The 7,100-nt window shown below is 57.9% G+C and carries 9 protein-coding genes and 1 pseudogene; 3 read left to right on the plus strand and 7 right to left on the minus strand.

The features are described 5' to 3' along the window. From Q1K23_RS01350 to hemL, 3 genes are all read right to left on the minus strand, one after another. Positions 1–264: hypothetical protein (locus Q1K23_RS01350; RefSeq protein ID WP_300361438.1), on the minus strand; the 264-nt coding region annotated here is incomplete at its 3' end. Next, on the minus strand, positions 257–565 hold the full coding sequence (locus tag Q1K23_RS01355; protein WP_300361441.1) for an AtpZ/AtpI family protein: 309 nt from the start codon (positions 563–565) through the stop codon (positions 257–259). The genes Q1K23_RS01350 and Q1K23_RS01355, both read right to left, overlap by 8 nt. After that, a complete protein-coding gene (hemL, locus tag Q1K23_RS01360) occupies positions 565–1,848 on the minus strand; it encodes a glutamate-1-semialdehyde 2,1-aminomutase (RefSeq protein WP_300361442.1) in 1,284 nt (427 codons plus the stop codon). The genes Q1K23_RS01355 and hemL overlap by 1 nt, the downstream gene beginning before the upstream one ends. Before the next feature lie 86 nt (positions 1,849–1,934). Between hemL and Q1K23_RS01365 the strand changes: the two genes are divergently transcribed. Next, positions 1,935–2,855 (plus strand): energy transducer TonB, encoded by a 921-nt coding sequence (locus Q1K23_RS01365; protein ID WP_300361444.1) that lies wholly within the window; start codon positions 1,935–1,937, stop codon positions 2,853–2,855. On the opposite strand, the gene Q1K23_RS01370 is transcribed toward Q1K23_RS01365, so the two are convergent. Genes Q1K23_RS01370 through Q1K23_RS01385 form a run of 4 tightly spaced genes read right to left on the minus strand, consistent with a single transcriptional unit; the run spans position 2,849 to position 6,009 of the window. After that, positions 2,849–3,907, minus strand: a complete 1,059-nt coding sequence (locus Q1K23_RS01370; RefSeq protein WP_300361446.1) for a hypothetical protein — start codon at positions 3,905–3,907, stop codon at positions 2,849–2,851. The two genes, Q1K23_RS01365 and Q1K23_RS01370, sit on opposite strands and share 7 nt — an antisense overlap. Then, positions 3,904–4,671, minus strand: a complete 768-nt coding sequence (locus tag Q1K23_RS01375) for a hypothetical protein (protein ID WP_300361448.1) — start codon at positions 4,669–4,671, stop codon at positions 3,904–3,906. The genes Q1K23_RS01370 and Q1K23_RS01375 overlap by 4 nt, the downstream gene beginning before the upstream one ends. A 12-nt stretch (positions 4,672–4,683) precedes the next feature. Next, positions 4,684–5,625 carry a CoA ester lyase gene (locus Q1K23_RS01380; protein ID WP_300361450.1) on the minus strand — a complete coding sequence of 314 codons (942 nt, stop codon included), beginning with the start codon at positions 5,623–5,625 and terminating at the stop codon, positions 4,684–4,686. Between the two features lie 57 nt (positions 5,626–5,682). Further along, the gene (locus tag Q1K23_RS01385) at positions 5,683–6,009 is read right to left on the minus strand and encodes a cytochrome c (RefSeq protein WP_300361451.1); all 327 of its coding nucleotides are present in this window, start codon (positions 6,007–6,009) and stop codon (positions 5,683–5,685) included. A gap of 62 nt (positions 6,010–6,071) precedes the next feature. On the opposite strand from Q1K23_RS01385, the gene folD reads away from it, so the two are divergent. After that, positions 6,072–6,917, plus strand: a complete 846-nt coding sequence (gene folD, locus Q1K23_RS01390) for a bifunctional methylenetetrahydrofolate dehydrogenase/methenyltetrahydrofolate cyclohydrolase FolD (protein ID WP_300361453.1) — start codon at positions 6,072–6,074, stop codon at positions 6,915–6,917. Further along, a pseudogene (locus Q1K23_RS01395) lies at positions 6,914–7,100 on the plus strand (hypothetical protein); the annotation flags it as partial. The gene folD and the pseudogene Q1K23_RS01395, both read left to right, overlap by 4 nt.

Raw genomic sequence — 7,100 nt, forward strand, 5'->3', positions numbered from 1 at the left:
GGGATTTTCGGCTTCACTCTCCTCTTCCCAGAGGCCGTATCGGTCGTCGATCGCCTCCACCAAATCGGGCAGATCGTGATGCGGCGTGGAGGTTTCGGCACCCGATACCATCTGCCAGTAGCCCAGGGAGGAAGCCGCGAGAACCACCGCCGCGCTGAAAAAACCCGTGATGAAGTTCAGCAGCGAGTCTTCTCCCCATATCAGATAGACCGCCAGGCTCCCGGCCGTCGCGGCCAGAAAGAGCGCGAAAACGACTTTACGCATCGTCCTCTTCGTCGTCGTTTTGGCTGTAGTTTTTGTAGCGGGGATCGTTTTTGTACTCGTCGAAGGCTTTGACCTGTTTTTTGTAGGCTTTGTAGACGTTGAGGATCGCGCCTGCCACGCCCCAGAAGACGCCGAGCCAGAAGAGCCACTCGTAGCCGAAGAGATTGCGCATCCAGTATCCAAGAGCGATACCGATGAGCACGGCCACGACCATCGAAATCCCCAGAGAGAGGTCGTAGGCCCCTTCGACGACCTTTTTGACTTTCGGCTTCTCCCCGGTGGATCTCTCCTGTTCGCCCATCAGAGCGCTCCCATCACTTCATGGGCGTTGCGGATCGTCTCGTCGATCATCACGTCGGTCGTCTTGGAGCAGATGAATCCCGTCTCGAACTGGCTGCATGCGAAGTAGAATCCGCGATCCAGCATGGCCCGGTGGAACTTCGCGAAACGCTCCGTATCGCTCGCGAGGGCGTCGTCGAAGTTTCTGACCGGTCTGTCGTTGAAGAAAAATCCGAACATGCTGCCCCGCACGTCGATCTGCAGCGGGATCTCATGGGCATCCGCCGCCGCTTTGAGACCCTCGACCAGACGTCGCGCACGCATCTCCAGGATTTCGTAGAGCGCCAGATCCGCTTTGAGTTGCCGCACCTGCGCCAGACCCGCCGCCATCGCCACCGGGTTGCCGCTGAGGGTACCCGCCTGGTAGACCGGGCCTTCGGGGCTGAGTTTGGCCATGATGTCGGCACGGCCGCCGAAAGCGCCCACCGGCATACCGCCGCCGATCACTTTGCCCAGCGTCACCAGATCGGGCTTCACGTCGGTCAGCCCCTGCGCTCCCGTCAAAGAGGCGCGGAAACCGCTCATCACTTCGTCGAAGATGAGCAGCGTGCCGTGCTCGTCGCAAAGTGTGCGCAGATCTCGCAAAAAAGCTTCCTCGGCCGGCACCAGTCCCATATTGCCGGCGATCGGCTCGATGACGACACAGGCGATTTCATCGCTGGCTTCGAAACAGGCTTTGACGCTTTCGATGTCGTTGTAGTCGGCCAGAAGCGTATGTTTGGCGAAATCCTCCGGAACGCCCGGAGAGTTGGGGGCGCCGAATGTCGCGGCACCGCTGCCCGCCTGCACCAGCAGGGAGTCGCTGTGCCCGTGGTAGCACCCTTTGAACTTGACGATATCGTCCCGTCCGGTGAATCCGCGTGCCAGACGGATGGCGCTCATCACCGCCTCGGTCCCGCTGTTGACGAAACGGACCTTGTCGATGGCGGGAAAGAGCGTGACGATCTCTTCGGCCAGCTCCGTCTCCAGCAGTGTCGGCGCGCCGAAACTGAGCCCCTTCCGGGCTGTCTCGATGACGGCCGCCTCGACGGTCGGATCGCAGTGACCGAAAATCAGCGGTCCCCAGCTCTGTACGTAATCGACATAGCGGTTGCCGTCGATATCGATCAGATATCCCCCCTCTCCTCTTTCGATGAAAGGCGGCGTCCCGCCGACGCTTCCGAATGCCCGAACCGGGGAGTCGACGCCTCCCGGAATCACCTTCTTCGCCGCTTCGTAGGCTTCGATACTCTTTGTATGTTTCACGTTCCCATCCTCAGCTTGATATTTTGGCCTGATTATAGGCAAAAAGCGGTTAATAAAGTATAATACGCCAAAAAACGGGGCCTGGATTGAATCGACGCAAACTTCTCTCGCTGCTGTTGTCGCTGTTGATTCACCTGGCCCTGCTCTCTCTCTTTTTCCTCTTCGCCCACCGCGCCCAGAAGGAGCTGACCTCATCGGGTGCCAAACGGGTGGAACTCTCTTTGAGCGATTTCGTAACACCCCCGCCATCGAAACCCAAAAAAGCGCCTATTCCACCCTCCAGACCCGCGCCCGAAAGCAAGCCCGTGCCACCTGCGCCAAAACCGCAGCCAAAACCCGAAAAACAGGAAGCCAAAAAAACACCGCAGCCCGAACCTGTGGAAAAACCGAGGCCTAAACGGGAAGAGCCGGCCCCCAAACCGAAACCAAAACCAAAACCAAAACCGAAGCCAAAGTCCAAACCGGCAACCAAACCCCACATCGCAAAAAAACCGGCTCCTTCGCCCCAACCCAGACCGAAACCCCTGCCGAAACCGATACCCAAAAAACCCGAATCCGCCGAGTCGGCCCTGGCCGGAGCGCTGGGAGCCCCGGCGATGCCCCAGCCGAAAAACCTTCCCAAACCACCCTCCATCGAGCAGATCGACAACACGATGTCGGACCGGGAATTCCACGCTCTGTACAAGGACGAGTTCGACCACTTCACACCGAACCAGAAAAAGTTCATCAAAAACAACCTCAACCGCATCCAGGCGATCACACAGCACTACCTGACGATGCGCGGCTACCCGCCGTTCGCCGCCCAGCAGCGGATGCAGGGGGTCAACGTCGTCGAGTTCTATCTCCACCCCAACGGCGACATCACCGATCTGAAAGTGATCGCCTCATCCGGTTTCGGCGTGCTCGACGACAACTCTCTGGACACGATCAAAACCGCCTACAAAGACTACCCCAGGCCCAAAGAGACGACGAAGATCCGCTTCTATATCCATTACCGGATCTATTGAGCGGAGTGGCCGTAGATCATCTCCTTGACTTTGACCGGCTGCTTTTCGTACCGTTTTCGTGTCTGCCGTGAAAACTCCCTCAGCGCCAGCGCCAGATGCGATTTGAGCTCCTTTTTCACGCTCTCTTTCTCCTCGTCGATCGCGGTGACGATCTCCTTTCTGAAATCGTCACGGGTCAGCATTTCGTCGGCTTTGATCACCACGGCGTCGGTGGCGAACCAGGCGGCCGTGGCCAGAACGGGAGAGCAGATCCAGACGAAGGGACCGCACAGCACGCCGCTCGCGGCGCCCGTCTCGGCGGCAGCCGCCTTCGTCGCCGTCTTCGCCGTCACTTTTGCCGCCAGCTTCGTTCCGACCTTCGCCAGAAATTTCGCCGTCAGTTTGGGGATCACACGCGCGGCCAGCTTGGCGCCTCCCACGACGCCGATGAACGCGGCGGCCGTCACTGTAATATTTCCGGCCACATCCCGCTCGATCGCTTCGTAGACCTTGCTGTTGAGCGAGAGATCGACCCCTTCGACGGCCGATTCGCCGATGAACCTGCCATGGCTTTCAAGAAGCTTCCCAAAACGTCTCTCCACGCCTGAAAGCTCTTCGGCGAATCGTCTTTCGAAATCTTTCCCGAAAAGTCTCTCCCTGACGATCGAGTCGATTCTATCTGCCGCGGCATACCCCAGTTCCGCATACTCCCCGACGATGGAGTAGTGGTAGTCCAGAAAATCGTCCACCCGGGCGTAGACCGGAGCGAAGATCCTCTCCACCGCCGCATCCACCGTGGCGTTCGCCTCCGCCTCCTTCATCTGCAGATCCCTCGCTATGGCGGGTTTGGCCTTTTCGAGATTCTCTTTGAAAAGCGCCTTTTCGGCGATCTCGATGATCGGGGCTTTGGGTCGCTTCGCTTCGGGATGGCGGGCGGTGTTGATCATGGCAAGAAGTGTGACGACGGCGAAGGGAACCAGAAAAAAGAGTATCGTTCCCCAGAAGTATCTCTCCCCTGCACCCATCTCCTTCCAAGAAAAGAGCGTGCGAAACGTCCCTCTTTTTTCTCTCATCTCAATCCTCTTTCGCGCATATACACCACCTGGGCGATGAAACGGTTGATGCCCAGTACCGCCATGCTGTTGTAAAGAAGAAAGAGTATCCAGCTTCCCAGACGCAAAAGATCGCTTCCTACCATCTCGGACTCCTTCGTCATGAACCACCACGACACCGCTTCGATCTCCCGATGAAAACGGAGCGCCGTATCGCTCGGGCCGCATGCCGAACCGATGCTGTTGGTCGCGGCCCGGATGGAAGCGTCGAGATCGGGCAGGATATAGCGTGGCACATCCCCTTCGTATGCCGCATAGAAAACGATACCGATCAGCAGAAGCGCGGTAAGATTGATGGCCCACTCTCTCGCCAGCAGTTGACGATACCCATCTTTGAAGACCCCTTCGAAAAGGCGCCCCAACCATCGGTAGAGGAGCGTCACCGCGACAACATGAAGGATGAGATAGGCCAATACACCCCACGGCAGGTCGACGACCGCCAGAAACGCCGACAGCGCCATCATGAAAGAGAGAATCAGAAAAAAGATAGTGACGGCCACGGGTGAGAGAAGGAGCTTCGCCACGATCGACCCGTGCTGCAGATAGCACCGCTTCAGGCAGCGGCGCTCGAACATCTTCAGATCGATGAAACTCGAAGCGATCACGCCCCAGAAGAGAAAAAAGAGCAGTGTCGCGTAGCAGCCGTACGGATAGGCGACATACCACCCCCCGAGTACGACCGCCACGGCTGCGAGGGTCATCGTCACCGTCCTGAGAAACTCCACGGCAGCGGTTTCCTACCCTCTATCCCGGACCATGCGCAGCAGATTTTTGGCGTTTTTGTAGATCGGCTCGTCCACGAAACCCAGCTCCTCGTCGGCGAAACCGCTGCATTCGGGATCCGATTCGAAAAGTTCGACGACCCGCCTCGCCCACTCCAGCTCCTCTTCCGAGGGGAGAAAGATACGGTTGGCGATCTCCACCTGGGCCGGGGAGACGCACCCTTTGGCGTGGTATCCCATCTTTCTCTCCAGTAGACACCAGTTTTCGAAAGCCTCGGTGTCCCGATACTCCTGAAAGACAAAAGAGATCGGCAGCACCCCCGAAACGGAGCACTCCAGCAGAAAGCGGGTCATGATGGCGTGCATCGTCGGATTGTGCAGATGCACGATGCGCTGGGGAAGCTTCATGGAGGCCAGCAGATCCAGCACACCGAGATAACAGGCTTCGACCCTGGCGTCGACCCGCAGATCGGCCAGGTGACGCCACGCCTCTTTCGTCTCGACGGAGAGATGCACGGCGATGGAGGGATCGATCAGATCCAGCGCCTCCTCCACATCCGCGGGCGTTTCGATTTTCGGAACCCGGATCGCGTCGGGTCGGATTTCGTTGAGATAGGCGATCTCCTCTCTTCCTCCCTCTTCCAGGGGATTGATACGCACGACCGTTTTGGAACGGATCGTTTCCGCTTCCGCGAGAAATAGACCCGTCAGGCGCAGCGCCAGCGGCTTGAGCGGCGGCGCGACCCCGTCTTCGAGATTGAGGATGACGATATCGGCCTCCAGCTCGTCGAGTCTGTTCAGATGTTTCAGCCGATGGGCCGAAAGCATCAGGGCGCTTCGGATATAGGGCGGCTCGTACCGCACACGCTGCCCGCGCCCACCGCGAAGCCTCTCGATCCCCTCCAGATCGCCTCGCGCCACCAGCTCTTCCAGAACACCCAGATCTTCAAACACCATGATCACTCCCCTTTCTCACCGCGTCACACTCTCTTCTTCCCGTTCCCCGTTCCCCGTTCACTCACTATGCACCAGAAAATAGTGCAGCGCCCTGATCTCCGAATCTGTCAGAAAGTAGGTCGGCATGATCCGGTAGCGTTTGACGAGACTCTTTTTGAGCGCTTCGAGGGTGACTTTCCTTATATCCGGTCCTCTCAGCACCACCTTTTTCCCATCCTCTACATAGGAGGCGATGTAGGCGCCCTCCCCATGCTTGCCGTGACAGTGGATACAGCCGATGCCCCGCGGATTTTTGTAGAGCATCTCGCCATATTCGTACTGGGTGATGAAAGAGTCCTCTCCGAAGAGAAAGGAGCTTAAAAGGAGAACGAGCAGAACTTTCACTAACCGCCTTTTAATCATCTTTTGGATAGGATTTTATCCAAATTGTCATTAAGGTATCACAGATGCAGATAATCGACGGCAAAAAACTGGCCGCGGAGATACGCGAAGAGATAGCCAGAGAGGTCGAGGAGCTGAAAGCTTCCAGAGACATCACCCCGGGACTCGCCGTGGTTCTGGTGGGCGACGACCCGGCGAGCCACGCCTACGTCAAAATGAAAGCCAAAGCGTGCAAAGAGGCGGGTATCTACTCGATCACCCACGAAATGCCCGAATCGATCAGCCAGAGCGAGATCGAAGAGACGATTCTGATGATGAACAAAAATCCCAACATCGACGGCATTCTCGTCCAGCTTCCCCTGCCCCCGCATATCGACGCGACGAAAATCCTGGAGCTGATCGATCCGGCCAAGGACGTCGACGGCTTCCACCCCTACAACTTCGGACGGCTCATGACGGGTCTGGACAGCTTCGTCCCCTGTACGCCCCTGGGGGTCATGGAGATGCTGGAAGCCTACGGCATCGATCCCAAAGGCAAAGACGCATGCGTCGTAGGGGCGAGCAACATCGTCGGCAAACCGATGGCGGCCCTGCTGCTCAACGCCTTCGCCACCGTCGATATCTGCCATATCTACACGAAAGATCTGGCGTCACACACCCGCAAAGCCGACATCCTCGTCGTCGGCGTCGGAAAGGCGGGTCTCATCACCGAGGAGATGGTCAAGGAGGGTGCCGTCGTCATCGACATCGGTATCAACCGCCTCGAAGACGGTTCGCTGGTGGGTGACGTCGACTACGAAGCGGTCGCCCCCAAATGCAGCTATATCACACCCGTTCCGGGCGGCGTCGGCCCCATGACGATCGCGATGCTGCTGAAAAACACCGTCAAAGCGGCGAAAGAGAGAGCATGAGCGAAACATCCGTGAACGAAACCTCCGAAATGTCGGAAGCGAAAAGAAAACCGCACTGGCTCGTGCGCCTCTACCACTGGTCCAACACATGGACCGGCACCGTCGTCATCGTTCTGATGGTGATCTTTTTCGTCGCCCAGGCATTCGTCATCCCCAGCGGTTCGATGAAAAACACGCTTCTCA

It is taken from the genome of Hydrogenimonas sp., from assembly GCF_029933015.1.
Taxonomy (GTDB): domain Bacteria; phylum Campylobacterota; class Campylobacteria; order Campylobacterales; family Hydrogenimonadaceae; genus Hydrogenimonas.

Bases quoted from the DNA above. Each gene is read 5' to 3' on its own strand.
- Q1K23_RS01355 (WP_300361441.1), bottom strand. From the start codon at position 565: ATGGGCGAACAGGAGAGATCCACCGGGGAGAAGCCGAAAGTCAAAAAG.
- Q1K23_RS01370 (WP_300361446.1), bottom strand. From the start codon at position 3,907: ATGAGAGAAAAAAGAGGGACGTTTCGCACGCTCTTTTCTTGGAAGGAG.
- Q1K23_RS01380 (WP_300361450.1), bottom strand. From the start codon at position 5,625: ATGGTGTTTGAAGATCTGGGTGTTCTGGAAGAGCTGGTGGCGCGAGGC.
- folD (WP_300361453.1), top strand. From the start codon at position 6,072: ATGCAGATAATCGACGGCAAAAAACTGGCCGCGGAGATACGCGAAGAG.